General features: G+C 69.3%; 17 protein-coding genes. 5 read left to right on the top strand and 12 right to left on the bottom strand.

Annotated features, from left to right (window positions below; genetic code table 11):
* Positions 1–26 precede the first annotated feature (26 nt).
* Positions 27–410: a cellulose binding domain-containing protein gene (locus tag Aple_RS52230; protein WP_246264852.1), complete on the top strand. Its 384-nt coding sequence runs from the start codon at positions 27–29 to the stop codon at positions 408–410.
* Here Aple_RS52230 and Aple_RS28510 read toward each other — a convergent pair whose 3' ends face one another.
* From Aple_RS28510 to Aple_RS28545, 8 genes are all read right to left on the bottom strand, one after another.
* Complete coding sequence (locus Aple_RS28510; RefSeq protein WP_155347809.1) at positions 411–2,984, bottom strand: ATP-binding protein; 2,574 nt, start codon at positions 2,982–2,984, stop codon at positions 411–413. It abuts the gene before it with no gap.
* Complete coding sequence (locus Aple_RS28515; protein WP_155347810.1) at positions 2,981–3,661, bottom strand: cellulose binding domain-containing protein; 681 nt, start codon at positions 3,659–3,661, stop codon at positions 2,981–2,983. Before Aple_RS28515 ends, Aple_RS28510 begins: the two co-directional genes overlap by 4 nt.
* Before the next feature lie 97 nt (positions 3,662–3,758).
* A complete protein-coding gene (recD2, locus tag Aple_RS28520) occupies positions 3,759–5,873 on the bottom strand; it encodes an SF1B family DNA helicase RecD2 (RefSeq protein ID WP_246264844.1) in 2,115 nt (704 codons plus the stop codon).
* A gap of 83 nt (positions 5,874–5,956) precedes the next feature.
* On the bottom strand, positions 5,957–7,141 hold the full coding sequence (mmsB, locus tag Aple_RS28525) for a multiple monosaccharide ABC transporter permease (protein ID WP_155347811.1): 1,185 nt from the start codon (positions 7,139–7,141) through the stop codon (positions 5,957–5,959).
* A complete protein-coding gene (gene mmsA, locus Aple_RS28530) occupies positions 7,138–8,670 on the bottom strand; it encodes a multiple monosaccharide ABC transporter ATP-binding protein (protein ID WP_155347812.1) in 1,533 nt (510 codons plus the stop codon). Before mmsA ends, mmsB begins: the two co-directional genes overlap by 4 nt.
* Entirely contained in the window at positions 8,667–9,779 is a 1,113-nt protein-coding gene (chvE, locus tag Aple_RS28535) for a multiple monosaccharide ABC transporter substrate-binding protein (RefSeq protein WP_174889891.1), read from the bottom strand. The genes mmsA and chvE overlap by 4 nt, the downstream gene beginning before the upstream one ends.
* 178 nt (positions 9,780–9,957) lie before the next feature.
* Positions 9,958–11,889 carry a fibronectin type III domain-containing protein gene (locus Aple_RS54745; RefSeq protein WP_246264845.1) on the bottom strand — a complete coding sequence of 644 codons (1,932 nt, stop codon included), beginning with the start codon at positions 11,887–11,889 and terminating at the stop codon, positions 9,958–9,960.
* A 297-nt stretch (positions 11,890–12,186) separates the two neighbouring features.
* Positions 12,187–12,639: a MarR family winged helix-turn-helix transcriptional regulator gene (locus tag Aple_RS28545; protein ID WP_170321701.1), complete on the bottom strand. Its 453-nt coding sequence runs from the start codon at positions 12,637–12,639 to the stop codon at positions 12,187–12,189.
* A gap of 241 nt (positions 12,640–12,880) precedes the next feature.
* Here Aple_RS28545 and Aple_RS28550 point away from each other — a divergent pair, with 241 nt between their 5' ends.
* A complete protein-coding gene (locus Aple_RS28550) occupies positions 12,881–13,219 on the top strand; it encodes an HTD2 family dehydratase (RefSeq protein ID WP_155347814.1) in 339 nt (112 codons plus the stop codon).
* On the opposite strand, the gene Aple_RS28555 is transcribed toward Aple_RS28550, so the two are convergent.
* Complete coding sequence (locus tag Aple_RS28555) at positions 13,168–15,183, bottom strand: DUF6596 domain-containing protein (protein WP_155347815.1); 2,016 nt, start codon at positions 15,181–15,183, stop codon at positions 13,168–13,170. The two genes, Aple_RS28550 and Aple_RS28555, sit on opposite strands and share 52 nt — an antisense overlap.
* 245 nt (positions 15,184–15,428) lie before the next feature.
* The gene (locus tag Aple_RS28560) at positions 15,429–15,755 is read right to left on the bottom strand and encodes a YciI family protein (RefSeq protein ID WP_155347816.1); all 327 of its coding nucleotides are present in this window, start codon (positions 15,753–15,755) and stop codon (positions 15,429–15,431) included.
* A 135-nt stretch (positions 15,756–15,890) separates the two neighbouring features.
* On the opposite strand from Aple_RS28560, the gene Aple_RS28565 reads away from it, so the two are divergent.
* The 3 genes from Aple_RS28565 (at position 15,891) to Aple_RS28575 (ending at position 17,577) form a co-directional block, all read left to right on the top strand.
* Positions 15,891–16,088 carry a hypothetical protein gene (locus Aple_RS28565; protein ID WP_155347817.1) on the top strand — a complete coding sequence of 66 codons (198 nt, stop codon included), beginning with the start codon at positions 15,891–15,893 and terminating at the stop codon, positions 16,086–16,088.
* A 77-nt stretch (positions 16,089–16,165) separates the two neighbouring features.
* Positions 16,166–16,702, top strand: a complete 537-nt coding sequence (locus Aple_RS28570) for an NUDIX hydrolase family protein (protein WP_218038542.1) — start codon at positions 16,166–16,168, stop codon at positions 16,700–16,702.
* A gap of 11 nt (positions 16,703–16,713) precedes the next feature.
* Positions 16,714–17,577 (top strand): GNAT family N-acetyltransferase, encoded by an 864-nt coding sequence (locus Aple_RS28575; protein ID WP_155347818.1) that lies wholly within the window; start codon positions 16,714–16,716, stop codon positions 17,575–17,577.
* Here Aple_RS28575 and Aple_RS28580 read toward each other — a convergent pair whose 3' ends face one another.
* Together Aple_RS28580 and Aple_RS28585 are read right to left on the bottom strand one after the other, a co-directional pair.
* Positions 17,578–18,327 carry a nucleotidyltransferase domain-containing protein gene (locus Aple_RS28580; protein WP_155347819.1) on the bottom strand — a complete coding sequence of 250 codons (750 nt, stop codon included), beginning with the start codon at positions 18,325–18,327 and terminating at the stop codon, positions 17,578–17,580.
* Positions 18,324–18,989: a nucleotidyltransferase domain-containing protein gene (locus tag Aple_RS28585; protein ID WP_246264846.1), complete on the bottom strand. Its 666-nt coding sequence runs from the start codon at positions 18,987–18,989 to the stop codon at positions 18,324–18,326. The genes Aple_RS28580 and Aple_RS28585 overlap by 4 nt, the downstream gene beginning before the upstream one ends.
* Positions 18,990–19,030 lie beyond the last annotated feature (41 nt).

The raw sequence follows: 19,030 nt of genomic DNA on the forward strand, positions 1-19,030 counted from the left end.
GAGTGGAGCGGGCCAATGTGAGCCGAATGAAGTCGATCTCCCAAGCGGCTGTCGTGCTCGCGGTGCTCGTGGGCGCGGTCGTTCCCGCCCCCGCGAGTGCGGTGCCGGTGTTCAGCTGTGAATACGAGTTCGTGGCCTGGTCCGGGGCGTTCAGCGCCGAGCTGAGCATCACCAACAACGGGCCGGCGATCGATTCCTGGCAGGCCAGCTGGACGTTCCCCACCGCGACCGCCAAGTCCGCCGTCTGGCGGGCGAACCTGTCGCAGCGCACGCCGTACGACATGACCGCGAGCAACCTGGCGTGGAACGGCCGGATCGCGACCGGGCAGGTGCGCACGTTCGGCTGGACGGCTTTCGCGGTGGCCACGGAGACGCCGGGCGACATCACCGTCAACGGCGTTCCCTGCTGATCATTCGCTGAGCAGGATCTCGATCCGCTGGGTCTCCGGCACGCCCAACCGGCGGTAGATGTCCGCCGCGACGCGCCAATTCTCCCGGGCCTGCCGGGTGTGACCGCTGTCGTGGAGCACGTGGGCGATGCCGGCGAGGGCCCGCGCGTGCTCGTACTGATCGCCGGTCTCCTCGGTCAGCGCGTGCGCGGCCCGGTGGCGGGCGAGGGCCGAATCCGGCTGTCCCATCGCGCGCAGCGTCTCGCCGAGCGTGTTGAGGGTCTCGGTCTCCAGGCTGCGATCACCCGTCTCGCGGCTGCCGGCCAGCGCCCGGCGCAGGTGGTCGAGGGCTTCCGGGTGACGCCCCAGGCGCAGGTACACCGCGCCCATCGCCGCCAGCGCGCTGCCTTCCCCGCCTGGATCGCCGGATTCGCGGCAGTTCGCCAGGGCTTGCTCCAGGTGGGTGAGCGCTCCCTCGTGCCGCCCGAGCAGGCCGTACAGCGCGCCGAGGTTGCCGAGCGCGTATCCGCGCAAACGCAGATCGCCCACCTCGGCGAAGACGTCGGCGGCTTCGAGCTGGTGCTCGGCCGCGTCCTCGTAACGGCCCAGCCGCCGGTACAGCGCGCCGATGTTGATCAGCTGGGTGCCCGTTCCGTGCCGGTTCCCGGTACGGCGGCAGAGCGCCAGCGCGTCCCCCAGATACCCGAGGGCGCTCGGGAGCTCGCCCAGCCGCTCGGCCACCACCCCGAGGCGGCCCAGCGCCCTGGCCTCCCCCTCGAGATCCCCGGTTTCGCGGGCGGCGGCGAGGGACTGGCGGAACCGCTCCCCGGCCTGCCGGAAGTCGCCCAGCCACCAGTGGATGCCGCCAAGGTTGGCCAGGGCGGCCGCCCGTCCTTCGCCCGCCGCGAGCGCGGCCCGCGCGGCGCTGGTGTGGACGGCGAGCGCCTCCTGGTAGTGGCAGCCGACCTCGAAATGCCGCCAGAGCGCGCGGGAGAGGTCGACGCAGTGCCCGGGCCAGCCGTGGCGGGCCGCGTAGTCGGCGACGGCCACCAGATTCGGTCGTTCCCGGTCAAGCCAGGCCACGACCTCGTCCACCGGCGGCACCGGTGAGCCGGGAACGTCCGGCTCGGGCCGCCCGCGCTCGTAGGGGAACAACACTCCCGCGGCCGAAGCCGCCGTATATCGGTAATAGTTCAGCAATCGGGTCAGCGCCGCGTGCGGGTCTGTCGCGTTCTCGACGGCGAAGGCGCGGAGCAGGTCGTGCATCGTGTATCGGCCCGGTCCCGCCGATTCCAGCAGGTGGCCCCGGGCCAGCTCCTCGACCAGTTCCCGCGCCCGCCCGAGGCCGGCACCCGCCAGGGCCGCGGCGGCATACGCGTCGATGTCCCGCCCCGGATGCAGGCCGAGCAGATCGAACAGCCGCGCCGCGTCCGCGCTGAGCTGCCGATACGACCAGGAGAAGACGGCGCGGACCGCCGTGCGCGGGTCCCCGGCCGCGTCCAGGAGGTCCAGCCGCCGCTGCTCGTCACGCAATCCGGCGACCAACTCCGCCAGCGCCACGCCGGGCCGCGCGACGGCAAGTTCGGCCGCGATCCGCAACGCCAGCGGCAGCCGCGCGCAGTTCTCGGCCAGCTCCGCCGCCTGCGAGGGCGATTTGTCCACCCGTTCCCCGATCAGGGCGCGCAGCAGGGCGATCGCCTCGGGCGTGCTCAGCATGTCCAGCTCTATCCGCCTGGCCCCGTCGCGCGCGACCAGCCCAGCGAGATCCTCCCGGCTGGTCACCACGACGAAGCAGGACGGGCTGCCGGGCAGCAGCGGCCGCACATGATCGGCGCCGCGGGCGTTGTCCAGCACGATGAGCAAACGCCGCCCGGCCACGAGCGTGCGATAGCGAGCCGCACGTTCGGATAGATCGTCGGGTATGTCCTGCCCATCCACGCCGAGGCTCCGCAGGAAGCCCGCCAGCGCGTCGGCCGCCGGCACCGGCCGTTCGGGGTCGTAGCCGCGAAGATCAAGGTAGAGCTGGCCGTCGGGGAAACGTTTCGCCACCTGGTGGGCCCAGTGCACGGCCAGCGCGGTCTTGCCCGCCCCTGCCGTTCCCGCCACCGCGGAGATCACGGCGGTGCGCCGCTCGCCGGGAGCCAGCAGGGCGTGCAGGGTGGCGAGTTGCTCGGTTCGGCCGGTGAAACCGTACACGTCCATGGGGAGTTGCCTGGGCACCGGGGCGGGGAGCGCCTGCCGGCGGTTCTCCTCGACCTGGTCGCGGGCCGTGGCGAGCGCCCCCTGCTCGGCGGGGGTCGCGCCGAGCAGGCCGATCAGCACGTCGAACCGGTCGGTCGGCGGGAGGACCCGCCCGGACAGGTACTCGCCGATGATCCCGTGCGACCATCCTGTCTTCGCCGCCAGCTCGCGGTAGGTCAGCTCGGAGGTTCCCCGGCGCCGCGCGTGCCGCCGCCGCAGCCCGCGCAGCACGCGCGAGAGGTCCGCCAGAGTACGGACCTCCGCCAGCCGCCAACCCGATACGCCGTCGATGGGTGAAGGAAACCACGCGGAAGGATCGTGCGCGACCGGGGCCGCGCACGATCCCGATCTCACCCCGTGCAGGGCAGGCCGTTGAGCGTGAAACCGCTCGGCGGAGTGAACGGAGCAGCCGAACCCGAGAAGCCGACGAACGACTGCACGCCCGGCGCGATCGCCGCGTTGTACACCGCAGGAGTGATCGTCCCGGAACCTCCGCTCCGGCTCATGACCCCGTTGAACGTGCCGCCCGTCGACGCCGTCGCGGGCAGGTCGAAGCCGATCGTCCACCCGTTCGTGGCGGCGGAGGTCGTGTTGACGATCGTGACCGTGGCCTGGAATCCCGGGCTGAACGTGATGACCTGGACCCGGCAGGCCGGCGTGGCGGTGAGCGCCAGCGTGGTGAAACCTCCCGGATCTGAGCGGACCGAGGTGTTCCCCGCGGCGTCGAAGGCGATGACCGCGAACGAGTACGCGCTGCCCGGCGTCAGGCCGCTGACGGTCTGGAAACGCTGATGCGCCGCGACCGTCCGGATCGTGGTCCACGAGCCGCCCACGAGCTGCTGCAGGTGATACCCCGTGACCTGCACATTGTCGGTGGCCTCCCCCCAGGACACGTTCGCCATCGTGGTGGTGACGCTGCTGGACGTCGGCGCCGGCGGCTTCGACGGCGGCGTCGTGTCCGTTCCCGCTCGGGCCGGCGACGCCAGGAACGCCACCGACAGGAGAACGCTGAGAATGGGAATTCGTTTCATGGTCCTTGCACCTTTCACGAGCACCGGGCAGTGCCCGCAATGATCGGCAACCTCCTCCCGATTCCCCCCGAATCCTGGACACCGTTGGACAGCCTCGCTATGTCTGTAACCTGCGGGTCAGACCGGTGTTGCGGCGGCTCCCAAGCTGGCGGACGGCCAGATGCAGGGCCTCGCGCTGGCCGACCAGCACGACCCAGGAGCGGGCCCGGGTGACCAGGGTGTAGAGCAGGCGGCGCCGGAGCATGACGCCGCCCGCCTCGTTCACCAGCGGAGCCACCACGAAGGGGTATTCGCTGCCCTGGGCGCGGTGCACGCTGATCGCGTAGCAGTGGGTCAGGTCGTCGAGCTCGTCGAAGCCGTAGTCGACCGAGCGGCCGTCGTCGGTGGTGAGACGGATCAGGCGATCCTGCGGGAGGACGGCGGCCACCGTGGCGGTCTCCCCGTTGAAGACGTTCTTGTCGTAGTTGTTGCGGATCGGCATGACCCGATCGCCCGGCCGGAAGACCGAGGCGCCCGACCAGTGCTCCGGAATCTCGTCGCGGGCCGGATTGAGACGATCCTGGATGGTACGGCCGATCTCCAGCGTTCCGGTGGTTCCCTTGCGCATCGGGCAGAGCACCTGCACCTTGTCGGGGCTGACGTTCTGCTTGCGGGGGATCGCCACCGTGGCCAGGTGGATCACCCGTTCGGCCACCTTCCCGGGATCGCCGACCTCCTCGAACCAGAAACCGCCACGCCCGGGCAGGGCGGGAAGCTCGCCCGCGCGGATGCGGTGCGCGGCCTGGATGATCCCGCTGCCGGCGGCCTGGCGGAAGACGTGGGTCAGCCGGACCCGCGCGATCTCCTCGACGTTCAGCAGGTCGGCCAGCACGTTGCCGGGGCCGATGCTCGGCAGCTGGTCGCTGTCGCCGACCAGCAGCAGGTGGCTGCCGGTCGGGACCGCCGCGAGCAGCCTGGTCGCCAGGTGCAGGTCCAGCATCGACGCCTCGTCGACCACGATGAGATCGGCCTGGGTGGGACTCAGCTCGGAGAACAGATCGGGCGAATCGTCGGGCTCGGCGCGGGCGAGCATGCGGTGCACGGTCATCGCGGGCAGGCCGGTGAGCTCCGACAGGCGTTTGGCGGCCTTGCCGGTGGGCGCGGTGAGCGTGACCGTGCCGCCCATCGCCCGGACGGCCGCCGCGATCGCCCGGACCGTGTGGCTCTTGCCGCAGCCGGGACCGCCGGTGAGGATGCTCACCGTGCAGGTCAGGGCCAGGGTCATCGCGGCCCGCTGATCGTCGTGCAGCTGTTCATCCTCCTCGTACGCCCGCCCAAGCAGCGTGGATTTGGCCCGCAGCAGCCGGGTCAGCTGGGCGGCCAGGGCCACCTCCCGGCTGTGCTGCTCCTTGAGATACACGACGCTCTGGCCCGACAGGGCTTCGACGACCACCCGGCGCTCGGCGGTGAGCGCGTCCAGCGACCCGCGGATGAGCGCCCGGTCCTGGTCGATCAGCTCGGCGGTCTCCGCGAGCAACGCCGTCAGCGGTAAGAAGCAGTGCCCCGCGCGGACGCCCGCCGATTCGAGCCGGTCCACGATGGCCGCCTTGATCCGTTGCGGGCTCCGCTCGGGCACGCCTGAGCGCAGCGCGATCCGGTCCGCGATGCCGAACGCGATCCCTCTGACCTGGCCGATCAGCTGGTACGGATCGGTGGCGAGAACGTCGGCGGAACGCTCGCCGTACACCTGGTAGATCTTGGCGGCGAGCAGGGGGCTGAGACCGAAACCCTGCAGGACCAGCATCAGCGCGGCGATGGACTTCTGCTCCAGCCAGGCCTGCACGATCTGCGCCTGCCGCCCCGGCCCGATGTTGATGACCTCGCGCAGCCGCTCCGGGTCGGTGTCGATCACGTGCAGCGTGCTCTCGCCGAAATGGCCGACGATCGCGTGCGCCAGCCGGGGGCCGATGCCGCGGATCAGCCCGGAGCCCAGGTAAGCCCGGATGGCCGGGACCGTCGCCGGGGCGACACGCTCGCACGCGGTGACGGTGAAACGGCGGCCGTGGCGGGGATGCTCGCCCCACTCGCCGGTCAGCCGAAGGGTCTCCCCAGGCTGGACCCCCGCGAGGGCGCGCCCGGCCGCGATGAAACCGGGCCCGCCCTCGGCGGTCATCCGGGCGATGGTGAACTCGTCCTCCCGGACGAACACCAGCCGCTCGACCGAAGCCTCCACGCAGCGATCCAATCACCCGGTGGCGGGCACTTCCGCCCGCCACTCGGGGACCCACGTTACGGATCGCCGCCGACAATCGTGAATCAGCGGGTGGCGCGGCGTTTGGTCCAGACGTCGAAGGCCACGGCGGCGAGCAGGACGATGCCCTTGACGAGCATGACGCGCTCGCTGGGGGAGCCGATCAGGGACATGCCGTTGTTGATGACGCCCATGATGAGGCCGCCGGTGATGGCGCCGACGACCTTGCCGACGCCGCCCTGAACCGCGGCGCCGCCGATGAAGGCGGCGGCGATGGCGTCCAGTTCGAAGGCGTTGCCGGCGGTGGGGCCCGCCTGGTTGAGGCGGCCCGCGAAGATCACACCGGCGAGGGCGGACAGCACGCCCATGTTGACGAAGATCCAGAAGACGACCTGTTTGACGTTGATGCCGGAGAGCTGGGCGGCCTGGAGGTTGCCGCCGATGGCGTAGATCTGGCGGCCGAAGACGGCGCGGGTGGTCAGGAGGGAGTAGGCGAGGACCAGGAGGGCAAGCAGGACCAGGACCCAGGGCAGGTTCTTGAAGCGGGCCAGCTGCACGACCACGACGATGATGACCGCGGCCGCGATGAGGAGCTTGAGGAGGAAGACGGGGAGGGGGTCGACGGACTGGTGGTAGCCGAGCCGGGCGGCGCGGGTGCGCCACTGGGCGGTGGCCATGCCGGTGATGACCAGGGCGCCGACGATCAGGCTGAACAGGTCGGCGCCGCCGAGCGGGCCCAGGCCGATGTTGCCCAGGTAGCCGTCGGTGAATCCGTTGGACAGCGTACGGACCGGATCGGGAAAGGGGCCGATGCCCTGGTTGCCCAGGACCGTGAGGGTGAGGGCGCGGAACAGCAGCATCCCGGCGAGGGTGACGATGAAGGCGGGGATGCCGTAGTAGGCGATCCAGTAGCCCTGCCAGGCGCCGATGACGCCGCCCGCGATCAGCGTGAGCAGCAGGGCGAGCGGCCAGGGCAGGCCGTATTCGACCATGAGGACGGCGGCGATGGCGCCGGTGACGGCGACCACAGAACCGACCGACAGGTCGATGTGCCCGGCGATGATGATCAGGATCATGCCGATGGACAGGATGAGGATGTAGGAGTTCTGGACGATGATGTTGGAGATGTTCTGCGGCTGGAGCAGGGCCCCGTCGGTCAGAATCGAGAAGAGCACGACGATCAGGGCGAACGCGATATAAATGCCGCTCTGACGAATGTTCAGCGATCGGCCGAGCCATGAAGCGGTCATCGGGGCTGTTCCTTGGTCATCAGTTGCATGAGGCGTTCCTGGGTGGCGTCGGCGCGCGTGACCTCGCCGGTGACGCGGCCCGCCGACAGGGTGTAGATGCGGTCGCAGAGGCCGAGGAGTTCCGGGAGCTCGGAGGAGATGACCAGCAGGGCCTTTCCGGCGCCGGCCAGCCGGTTGATGATCGAATAGATCTCGTACTTGGCGCCGACGTCGATGCCGCGGGTCGGTTCGTCCAGGATCAGAACGTCCGCGTCCGTGAAGATCCACTTGGACAGCACGACCTTCTGCTGGTTGCCGCCGCTGAGCTTGCCGGTGACGCTGAGCACGCTGGGCGCCTTGATGCCCAGGTCGCGGCGGTACTGCTCGGCGACGCGGTACTCCTCGTTGTCGTCGACCCAGCCCCGCCGGGCCAGCCGGCTCAGGTCGGCGGCGGAGACGTTGCGCTTGATGTCCTCGATCAGGTTGAGGCCGTAACGTTTGCGGTCCTCGGTGGCGTACGCGATGCCGTGCCGGATGGCGTCCCGTACCGTGCGGATCTCCACCTCGCGGCTGTCGCGGTAGATACGGCCGGAGATGTCCGTCCCGTACGCCCGGCCGAAGACGCTCATCGCCAGCTCGGTGCGGCCCGCGCCCATCAGCCCGGCCAGGCCGACGATCTCGCCACGGCAGACCGACAGGGTGGCGCCGGCGACGACGGCCCGGCCGCGCTGGACGGGGCTGTGCACGGTCCAGTCCTCGATGCGCAGGGCCTCGGGGCCGATCTCGGGAACACGTGCCGGAAAACGGTGTTCCAGGTCGCGGCCGACCATGCCGGAGATGATGCGATCCTCGGTGACCTCGTCGGCGGCGAGGTCGAGGGTCTCGATCAACCGGCCGTCGCGCAGGATGGTGATCGAGTCGGCGATCGAGGCGACCTCGTTCAGCTTGTGGGAGATGATCACGCAGGTGACGCCCTCGGCGCGCAGGCCGCGGAGCAGGTCGAGCAGATGCGCGGAGTCCTCGTCGTTGAGCGCCGCGGTCGGCTCGTCCAGGATGAGCAGGCGGACCTCCTTGGCCAGCGCCTTGGCGATCTCGACCAGCTGCTGCTTGCCGACGCCGATGTCGGCCACCATGGTCACCGGGTTCTCCCGCAGCCCGACCCGGTCGAGCAGCCGCGCGGCCTCGTGGTTGGTCCGGTTCCAGTCCACGATCCCGCGCTTCGCCCGCTCGTTGCCGAGGAAGATGTTCTCCGCGATCGACAGCTGCGGGCAGAGCGCGAGCTCCTGGTGGATGATGACGATCCCGCGCCGCTCGCTGTCGCGGATGTCGGAGAACCGGCCGGGCTCGCCGTCGAAGGTGATCTCGCCGTCGTACGAGCCGTGCGGGTACACCCCGGAAAGCACCTTCATCAGCGTGGACTTTCCGGCGCCGTTCTCCCCGCAGATCGCGTGGATCTCGCCCCGGCGCACCGACAGGTTCACATCGTGCAGCGCCCGTACGCCGGGGAAGGTCTTGGTGATCGCGCGCATGCGCAGGATGTCATCGCTCATCCGAGCTGGGCAGCCGTGTAGTAGCCGGTGTCGATCAGCGCCTGCTGGTAGTTGCTCTTGTCCACGATGATCGGTTCGAGCAGGAACGACGGCACGACCTTGTTGCCGTTGTCGTAGTCCTTGGTGTTGTTCACCTCGGGCGTGCCGCCCTTGAGCAGGGCGTCGGTCATCTTCACGGTGACGTCGGCGAGCTGGCGGGTGTCCTTGTAGATCGTCGAGTACTGCTCGTCCGCGATGATCGACTTGACCGAGGCCAGCTCGGCGTCCTGCCCGGTCACGATCGGGTACGGCTGGTCCGAGGTGCCGTAACCATTGCTCTTCAGCGCCGACAGGATCCCGATCGACAGCCCGTCGTACGGCGAGAGCACGCCCGCCACCTGGTCGCCGCCGCTGTAGGTCTTGGTGAGGATGTCCTCCATGCGCTTCTGCGCGGTGGCCGGGTCCCAGCGCAGGATGGCGACGGTCTTGAAGTCGGTCTGCCCGCTCTTGACGACCAGGGTGCCCTTGTCGATGTGCGGCTGGAGTATCGACATCGCGCCGTTGAAGAAGAAGGTGGCGTTGTTGTCGTCGGGGGAGCCGGCGAACAGTTCCACGTTGAACGGGCCCTTCGCGTCGCCCGCGGAGCCGTCGGCGTTGACCACCTTGAGGCCGGTGAGCAGGGAAGTGGCCTGCTGCACACCCACCTTGAAGTTGTCGAAAGTGGAGTAGTAGTCCACGTTCGGGCTGTTGCGGATCAACCGGTCGTAGGCGATGACCGGGATCTTCTTGTCCGCGGCCTCCTGCAGCTGGGTGGTGATGGCCGTGCCGTCGATGGAGGCGATGATCAGGAGCTTGGCGCCCTTGGTGATCTGATTCTCGATCTGGTTGACCTGGGTGGGGATGTCGTTCTCCGCGTACTGCAGATCGACCTGGTAGCCGAGCTTCTCCAGCCCGGCCTTGACGTTGTCGCCGTCGTGGATCCAGCGTTCGGAGGACTTGGTGGGCATGGTGACGCCGACCAGGGCGCCCGCGTTTCCGGCCGAGGCGGCGGCGGAGGCTTCCTGGTCCACGGTCTTCTCGCTGGAACCGCAGGCGGCGAGGCCGAGAGCCAGGATGACGATGGTGACCATACGTGTCAGGGAAGAGGGGTCCATCATGGTCAAGACTGTTATCGCTAACATTTGGGATGTCAACAGCTTGCGATAACGTGCTCGTAACAGACGCGGAACGCCGATCTGACCTGGGAATCCGGTCAGATCGGCGGTTGTCATGCCCGCGGTTGCGCTCTCATCCCGCGGTCGTCGTGAATCAGGGGGTGACCAGGTCGAACTGCTCCCACCCGCCGATCGCGGCCCGGTTGGCGATCAGCGGCTGAGCGCCCGCCCCCTCGGCGCAGACGTACTGGTTGTTGGCCTGGGCGCGCAGGGTGATCGTGCCGTTGGGGTTGGTGATGAGCGCGAACGTCTCCCACGGGCCGATCGCCGCCCGGTTGGCGATCAGCGGCTGTGCGCCCGCGGCCTCCGCGCAGACGTACTGGTTGTTCGACCGGGCGCGCAGGGCGATGGTTCCGTTGCCCAGGTTGACGCGCTCGAACTGCTGCGCCGTCCCGGCCGAGGCGCCGTTGGCGATCAGCGCCGCGCCGTTCGCGGCCGTGACGAAGAGGTTGTTGGCCCGGGAGCGCAGCGCGACGAACGCGGTCGCCGCCGGGGTGGTCACGTTGACCGTGTTCGACGGGGCGGAGATGTTCCCGGCCGCGTCCCGCGCGGTCACGTTGAAGCTGTAGGCGGTGGACGGGGACAGGCCGGTGACCGTGAACGGCGAGCCCGCCGGGGAGGCCACCACCGTGGTGCCGCGCCGCACCTGGTAGCCCGCCACGCCGACATTGTCCGACGCGGCCGACCACGACAGCGTCACGCTGGTCGACGTCGTGGCGGTGACCTGCAGGTTTCCGGGCGCTGTGGGCGGCTGGTTGTCGCCTCCGCCGCCCGCCACCGGGGGTGTGGGCCGGATCGCGGTGAGCGCGATCTGGCCTTTCAACATGCGCCCGCCGTCGCCGGTGAGGCGCAGGTAGTAGTCCGAGGAGCAGAACGTGCCGTCCTCGTCCAGGGCGAGCAGGCCCGAGTTGGCGGGCACGGTCGCCAGCGTTTCGGTGGTCTTGGCGATCTGGTTGCCCTCGTTGAACTCGTCGAACATCGAGATGTAGATGCCCTGGCAGCCCGCCCGGATGACGTTGTAGAACTGCCGCCACATGAAGTCGCCGTGCCGGCGGTGGCGGCGGGTCACCTCGCCCGGCAGCACGCACGGCTGGTAGTCGATGCCGCGGGCGTTGCATTCGGCCTGGTCGGGGACGGTGAGGTTGGTGTAGAAGTTGTCGGCGTCCTGGAGGGTGCTGATCCGGCCGACCATCCATGGCGAGATCATGTTGAACGCGCGGTAGACGTCGCCGAAGCCGGCGCGGGAGTCGTTGATGCCCTGCCGCCAGTACGTGGGGACGCCGCCGATCACGTAACAGCCCTGGGCCTTGAACCAGTTGACCACGTCGAGGCAGGGGGCGGGGGTGAACGGGCGGCTGGGCTCGCTGAAGCCGAACCCCCAGATGCACACGACCGGCTTGCCGTTCTGCTTGGCGTACATGGGGGAGGCGACATGGGCCGACATCTTGTTCAGCCAGTCGGTCTTGATCTCCGCCTGCATGTTCAGCCAGTCGGTGACGTCGTACATGATGTACCACTTGCGCCCGTTGGCCTCGGCCGCGGCGCGCACCTTCACCGTCATGGCGTCACGGGTGGGACCTTCCCCGCCATTGGGGTTGAACCGCTGCAACGCGGCGGTGTCGATGTTGTTCTCCCGCATCCACCGGAAATGCGTGTCCACCACCTGCTGGTCCCAGCTGGAGAACAATGTGGCGGGCTGCCCGTTGTTCAGGTTCGAGTACGCGGTGACGTAGCTCTTGGTGAACTCCCGCATGTCCGGCCACGCCACGATCGTGTTGTTGCTCGGCGACGGCGGCACCTGGTTGTTGGCCCCGCTCCAGTGCCACCACGCGTTGATCGGCGCCCCGTCCCCCTTACAGGCGAACCACCCCTGATAACCCACCGTGATCTTCCCGACCACGTCCCCCGGCGGGCTCGCCGCGTTCGCCGCGCTGGACAGCGCCGACAACATCGTCGTGGACGACGCGGCGGCGAGAGCGGATCCGGTCACTGCGGAGGCCAAGAACCCCCGGCGCGAGACGGTCACGTGCAACTCCTTCGTGTTGGAGGGATCGTTCACGCACGTCGCGCCCACTGGCGGAGGTCGAGTCGGCGAAAATGGAATCAGGGCTTCATGCCAACAGACACACCACCAGGAGACACGAAGCGGATCCTGTTATCGCCGCGTAACATCGGACCGCTGGCGTCATCTTGGCAGGACCCGACACCTAAACGCAACACTCAAAAAATGCAGAGGAAACTTCTGTACGACCAGCACGCAAGAGCTTGCGCTACCTGGATCGCTCCACCTGGACCCTGCCGACCGGCTCGATATTCATCGGACCTATGTTTCCGGGTCGCAGAGGCGTTCCAGGACGGGGACCGCGTTCAGGAGGGCGGTCAGCTCGTCGGGGGAGAGGCGGTCGAGGTGGCCTGAGAGCCAGACCTCACGGCTGCGGAGGATGCGGGCGCGTTCCAGCATGCCGGCGTTGGTCAGGCGGATCAGGGTGGCCCGGCGGTCGACGGAGTCCTGTTCGCGGGAGATGAGGCCGAGTTCGAACAGGCGGTTGAGGGAGCGGGTCACCGATGGAGGGCTGACGCCCTCACTGACGGCCAGGTCGCCGGCGGTGGTGGGCTGGTTGCGGGCCACGTTGAAGAGCAGGGATATCAACGCGTACGACAGGCCCTCGTCGTTCTGCTGTCTGAGCACCCGGCCGAGGCGGCCGAGCGCCATGCGCAGCCGGGTGAGTTCCTCGTGGCTGACGTGGATGTCACCGGGGGATGCCGCCGTCGTCATTCCGCTCCCGGAGGTGGAGGGATTGCGTTGTGAATAATGGTAACCCATTTCGTGGCATACGCATGATTCCGAAATAGCATCGCGAATTGCTTTGCGGTGGTCGCTTAAATGAGCGGAGGGTGCTGGTGGACATCCGGCGAGAAGGGGTTATCGACCCTGCACGCCGGGCGGGCACTGGCCGGGCTGCTCGGTGTCGAGGCGGGTACTGCGGGTGAGCCGGGCGACCGCCGGGGGCTTGCCGATGGGCGAACATCGGTTCGTTTTCGGCGTCGATCCGGTGGTGTTGTTCCGGTTCTCGGCGCTCACGTATAACGCGCATCGTATTCACTTTGACCACCGCTTCGCCGCCGCCGAGGGATACGCCGATCTCGTAGTGCACGGACCATTGCAGATTGTCCTCATGGCGGAGCTTTTCCGGCGTTATGGGCGGGATTTGGTTGGACCGGAATTCCGATATCGGCTGCTTGTGCTCGCCGTCGGGCCGCAGCGGCTGACCGTGGCCACGGCCGGGCCCGACGCGGCCGAGGTTTACGACGGCGAACGCCGCCGGGTGGCGGAGGGTTCTGCCAGTCGCAGTTGATAGAAGGTGTTGCCATGCGACGCCTGCTTGAACAAGTACTCCGCCCGTTCGTACGACAAGCGGCGGCGGCCTGTCTCTGGGCATATGTCGCGGGAGGGCGGCATGCGCGCCGGGGCGGGTCTGCGGTCGGCGAGGAATACGGGTCCGCGGTGGCGACCGGCGATGAGCTGGGGGAGCAGCGCGGCCGTCCTGGGTCCCCAGCGCACGCCGCGGGCGTGCCCGCCGTCGAGATCCAGGTCCTCGATGTCGAGGGACAGGGCCAGGGTCGCTCCGGCTGCGCTCTCGTAGAGCATCGCCCAGAGGGCGCGCTCGCGCAGGGCGAGGCCGGGCCGGGTGAGCAGGGTTTCCACGTGGGCCGGGTCCATGCCCCGGGTCCTGCCGCGCGGTTCGGGGCGCCGGTCGAGCCCGGCGGCCAGGTCGGCGGCGGTCCAGCCCCGGTCGCTTCGTGCCCACGCGGTGAAGGAGCGGACGGCGGCGCGATGCCGGTTCCAGGTCGCTGCGGCGGCCCTGCCCCACCCGGCCGCGAAGGCCGCCGCGATTCGCTCGGCCGTGAGATCGGGCAGCGCCACCTCCCCGCCGACCTGCCTGACCAGGCGGTTCATCGTCTGGCCGTAGGCGCGCAGGGTCGCGGGATCCAGGTCGTCGCGGGCCAGGAAGGCGGCGACCGCGTGCGAGAGGGTGACCGCGTCGGCTCGCTCCTCGCAGGCGGCCGCGCGTTTCAGCAGGGTCGCGCGTTCGGGCGCGTTCTGGGTGAGCGCGGCGGCGCGTTCGAACTCGGCGCGTGCCTCCGTGTTGCGGCCGAGCCTGGCCAGCAGGTCGCCGCGTACGCCGGGCAGCAGGTGGTAGCCACGCATCGACGGTTCGGCGAGCAGCGGATCGGCCAGGGCCAGGCCGGCCTCTGGCCCGTGCGCCATCGCGACCGCGACCGCCCGGTTGAGCCGCACGACCGGGGTGGGCAGCACCCGGGACAACGCCTCGTAGAGCGCCGCGATCCGCGCCCAGTCGGTTTCCTCCGCGGTGAGGGCCTGGGCGTGGCAGACCGCGATGGCGGCCTGGAGCATGTACGGGCCGAGCGGGCCACCGGCGGCCCTGGCCGCCAGGAGCGCCGTCATGCCCCGGCGGATGAGCAGCCGATCCCAGCGCCCCCGGTTCTGCTCGTGCAGCGGGATCGGCTCGCCCTCGGGACCGGTGCGGGCCTCGGCGCGCGACGCCTGAAGCTCCATCAACGCGACAAGGCCATGCACCTCGGCCTCGCCGGGCGTGAGCCGGGCCAGCAACCGGCCGAGCCGCAGCGCCTCCAGGCACAGTCCGGGCCGCATCAGGTCCTCGCCCGCGGTGGCCGCGTATCCTTCGTTGAACACCAGGTAGATGACCTCGAGCACCGAGGAGAGCCGGGCCTCGCGGTCCCGCTCCGCGGGCACCTCGAACGGGATCCGCCGGGCGGCCAGCGTGCGCTTGGCCCGCACGATCCGCTGCGCGACCACGGCCTCCGACACCAGGAACGCCCGCGCGATCTCCTCGGTCCGCAGCCCGCCGACGAGCCGCAACGTCAGCGCCACCCGCGCCCTGGTGGACAGGGCCGGATGGCAGGAGATGAACATCAGCCGCAGAACGTCGTCGCCGACCCCGCCATCGAGATCGTCCAGCGCCGCGTCCAGGTCGTCCGCGCCGGGGTCCGGCCGGACCGCGAGCTCGTGGGCCAGCTTCTCGTTCCCACGGTCCAGCCGCCCGGCACGGCGCAGATGGTCGACGGCCCTGCGCTTGGCGATGGCCATCAGCCAGGCACCCGGATTATCCGGGACACCTGACTCCGGCCACCGCTCCAGCGCAGCCAGGAGCGCATCCTGCGCGAACTCCTCAGCCAGGCTGACATCCCCCGCAAGCCGAACGAGCCCGGCGATAATCCTCGCGGACTCCAACTTCCAGACTCCGTCAACCGCAGCGTGCGCATCCCACGTCGTCATGATCGGATCACCGGCATCATCCGCTTCAGCTTCCAGACTCCGCCGATCGCGGTGCGCACGTTGCACGACGTCGTGATTGGATCATCGCTTCAGCTTCCAGATTCCGTCGAATGCGAGGTGGGCGTCCCACGACGTCGTGATCGGATCACCGTGATCACGCCTCGGCTTCCGACTCCGACGACCGCGGCGTGCGCGTCCCACGTCCGGATCATTGGAATCATTGCTCCTCGCCACGTTCGGTGTGTCTATTCGGGGCCGAACACCTGCTGCATGTCGCCTACGCCGTCGCCGATGATCTTCCAGAAGCGGCGGCTGAGTTCGATGGCCTCCTCCTTGGAGCGCACCTCGAGCAGTGCGAAGCTGACGATCGCCTCGCGTGCCTCGGCGAAAGGGCCGTCGGTGATGGTGATGTCGCCGCCGGAGGCGGTGATGCGGGTGCCTGCGGGGTCCAGGCCTCCGGTTGCCAGAAGCACGCCGGCCTTGGTCATCTCCTCGACGAATTTGCCCATCTCGGCGTACAGCGCCTCGTCCGGAGCCGGTCCGCCGCCCTTCATGGTCATCAGGAATCGCATGGTCTTCTCCTTGTTCGATCGCTTCGTGCTGTCAGTCACGCGTCGTACGACCGGCACCGAAATCGACCGACTCTCGCCTGACCTGGGATTAGCCGGGATGTGACAGGTAATGCAGCCCTCAACATAGGACAGGTAATGCTGAAGTATCCAGATAACCCCTGGTCGGCGGGGAGCTCAGGCCGGTGGTCGATTGCGGCGGTGATCTTCCTGGCGGGCGAGGTCTGGGCGATCTCGGGCGGGTACACGGGCGCGCTCACCCTTGGCCTCGGGGCGCTGGTGGCTGTCTCCTGGCTCACCGTCGTCGCCCTGGACAAGCGTGCCGGACTCCGCTGACCCGGTTCGAACCCATCTCGGTGCCCATCTCGTCATTGTTGCGAGGTGGGCACACCCATGCCGAGTACGATCGATCAATGACCGAAATGACCGAAACCGCACCTGGTTGGCTGGCTCCGGAGGAGTTGGAGGCCATCCGGGGGCGGATGCCGATCCTGTACGTCGACGCCGTCCCCGTCCGGGTCGACGAGTCGGGCGTGGTGACCCACGTCGGCCTGCTGCTGCGCATCGGCACGGACGGACAGGTCAGCCGCGCCCTGGTCTCCGGCCGGGTGCTCTACCGGGAACGGGTCCGCGACGCGCTCATGCGCCACCTGGAGAAGGACCTCGGCCCGGTGGCCCTGCCCCGCATCCCGGCCTCGCCGCAGCCGTTCACGGTGGCCGAGTACTTCCCGGCCCAGGACGTCACGCCCTACCACGACCCCCGCCAGCACGCGGTGTCGCTGGCCTACATCGTGCCGGTCGCGGGCGACTGCCGCCCCCGGCAGGACGCGCTCGATCTGGAGTGGTTCACCCCGGCCGAGGCCGCCTCCCCGCTGGTGCAGCAGGAGATGACGGGCGGCCAGGGCGTGCTGCTGAAGCAGGCCCTGGCCCACGTAGGCCGCCTGCCCTGATCATGGCAGGCATGCGGGAGCTCACGAAGCCGGCGGATCTGCGCGCGATGCAGGGCCTGACCCAGCGCCTGTGGTCGCCCCGGAGCGCCCATCATGTGGGGGATCTGGCCTGGGGAAGGCTGATGTATCCGCCGGAGCTCACGCGGTGGCCGATCGGCCTGTGGGAGGACGGCGGCCGCGTGGTCGCCTGGGGCTGGGCCAACTTACCGTGGGATTTCCGCTTACTGGTGGATCCGGGGTATCCAGAGCTGACCGGCGAGGTTCTCCGCTGGTTCACGGATCTCGCCGACGGGCAGCCGGTGACGGTCCCGGCCCTCGACGTGGAGAAGGGCCTCCAGTCAGAACTGGACAGATACGGATATTTCCGGGACTCGAAGCAGAAGGCGTTCTTTGCCTACCACCGGCGCTCGCTGAAACAGCTGCCGGATCCCGTGGTGCCGGACGGGTTCCTCGTGCGGGCCGTCTCAGGCGAAGCCGATCTCGTCCGCCGCGCGGCCGTGCACCGCCGATCCTGGAATTCGACCAAGGTGACCGAAGAGTCCTACCGAGCCCTGATGGCGGCATGGCCGTACCGCGCTGATCTGGACTGGGTGGCGGAAGGCCCCGATGGGGAGTTCGCCGCGAGCTGCCTCATCTGGCTGGACGACCTGCACGGCGTCGGCCTGATCGAGCCCGTCGGGACGGTCCCGGAATTCCGGCGCATGGGCCTGTCCCGGGCAGTCTGCCTGGCCGCCCTCCACGCCCTCCGCGACACGGGCGCGACCACCGCGATCGTCTACCCCCGGGGCGACTCCGGTTACCCGATCCCGCAGGTGCTCTACCGCGGCATGGGCTTCCGGCGTTACGCCCGGACCATCCCCTACCGAAGTCCCTGATCAGCCCAGCCGCGCCCGCACCACCAGATCGTGCAGCGCGTCCGCCGCCGTGGCCGCGCCCGGCAGCGTCGATTCATCCCTGGCCAGCTCCAGGGCGGCGGTCAGCGTGTCGACATCCCCCGCCAGCACGTCGAGGGCCGGAGCACCACCGGGCAGGCCGCCGTGCTCGCCCGCCTTCTTGGCGCCCACCAGCTCCTTGAGGTACGGCGGTCCGCCCCCGTACAGCCGGGTGAGATCGGCGACGAGCTCCCCGGTCCTGACCAGGTGGATGCCGGTCAGCAGCACCCGGAAGGTGTACAGCAGCGGCTTCAGCTCGCGCGCCTTCTCGAACAGTTTCCACTGCGTCCGGGCGAACCCCAGATAGTGGTAGGCGTGAAACCGCGTCACGCACCCCGGCGCGATCGCCACCAGCTCCTGGTGCACCGGCGAACTCGCCACCACCAGCGGCGACAGCAGCTGCTCCAGCACGTACCCGTTCCGGTTCAGCAGCAGCCCGCAGAACTTGGCCAGGTCGTGCGTGACCAGATCGACCTCGACCCCGTCCCGCCGCCACGACCGGGTGATCGTCTCCTCGGGCGGGCGTAACCCGACGATGTCCGGCAACGGCAGCAGATGCACCCCGCGCAGGTCCACATCCGAATCCACGGAGGGGAACCCGTACAGATGGGCGCCGCTGACCGTGGCGAAGGCGAGCGGGTACGGCTGCTCGGCCGGGATGTCGGCCAGCCAGCGCGGCAGGGTCGTGGTCACAGCGTCGACTTTCGTACGGCCACCAGGAACTCCTCCACGGCGGCACGGTCAGGGTGCTCGGGCAGGACTCCGGCGTTCGCGCCGAGGTCGGCGGTCAGCTCGTCCCGCCAGGCGCTGAGCTCGGACCAGGCGACTTCCCCGCGCCGGACCGCCAGCAGCCGGTCCCGGTATTCGCCCATGTGGACGAGGGGTTCGCCGTGCCGGACCAGATGGCGTCCCGAGATCAGCAGCCGGATCATGTGCATCGCCTGCTTCCATTTAGGCGATTCGGGGTTGAGCCGCTTGAACTGGGCGCCGGCGTACTCCAGGAAGGTCTGCCTGGCCCGCTGGGACAGGAACGCGCGCCGCAGCGCCAGCAGCTCGGTCCCGATCGGGGTGATCCGCTCCACGATCGGGGACCACAGGCATTCGAGCACGGTCGGGTTGCAGGCCAGAGCCAGGGTGAGGAACCGTTCGATCTCCCAGGAGAACTGCTCGGGCAGCGGACCGTCCAGATGGGTGGGCGGTTTGTCCAGCCGCCAGAACAGCGCCGCCGGAGCCGCGTAGACGCCCCGGCGGTCGGTGTCGGATTCGGCGACCTCCAGGCCGTACGCCCGGGATCCGACCACGACCGAGAGCACGGTGTGATCGGCGATCAGCTCCATAGCGGACAACCCTGCCATAAGATAGGGATACACGAATCGGGCATCTGGCTCGGAGTGGC

It is taken from the genome of Acrocarpospora pleiomorpha (assembly GCF_009687885.1).
GTDB lineage: Bacteria > Actinomycetota > Actinomycetes > Streptosporangiales > Streptosporangiaceae > Acrocarpospora > Acrocarpospora pleiomorpha.